The 402-nt window shown below is 71.9% G+C and carries 1 protein-coding gene; it reads right to left on the bottom strand.

Annotation, left to right across the window (positions count from 1 at the left end):
- Nucleotides 1–79: 79 nt before the first annotated feature.
- A partial coding sequence (locus tag CAY82_RS27725; RefSeq protein ID WP_218190868.1) for a hypothetical protein occupies nucleotides 80–402 on the bottom strand: 323 nt, incomplete at its 5' end.

The raw sequence follows: 402 nt of genomic DNA, 5'->3' as shown, positions 1-402 counted from the left end.
AAGGCCACGGGCACGGCCATCAGGCCGAGCCGCAGCGCGCCGTCCCGCCGTCGCCCGCCGCGGCGTGCGGCGGGCACGGCTACTTCACGGTGATCGAGGACCACGACCGGACCCACTGCTCACGGTGCTCGGCGATCTTGTCCGGGGCCACCGTCGCGGGCTTCGCGGCCCGGGCGCCGAACTCGGTGAAGAGCTCGGGCAGCGCGGCGTCCTTGGCGACGGGGTTCACGAACATCTTCAGCGGCATGTCCTCCTGGAACGGCTTGCTGATCAGGAAGTCCAGCAGTGCCTTCCCGCCCGCCTGGTTCTTCGCCCCGTCGAGCAGTCCGGCGAACTCGAGCTGCCGGAAGCAGGTGCCGGTGGCGACCCCGGTCGGCGCCTTCTCGGGCTGCGGATCGGCGT

The organism is Pseudomonas sp. SID14000 (assembly GCF_002165135.1).
Lineage (GTDB): Bacteria > Pseudomonadota > Gammaproteobacteria > Pseudomonadales > Pseudomonadaceae > Aquipseudomonas.
This window is presented reverse-complemented; position numbering and strand designations above follow the sequence as displayed.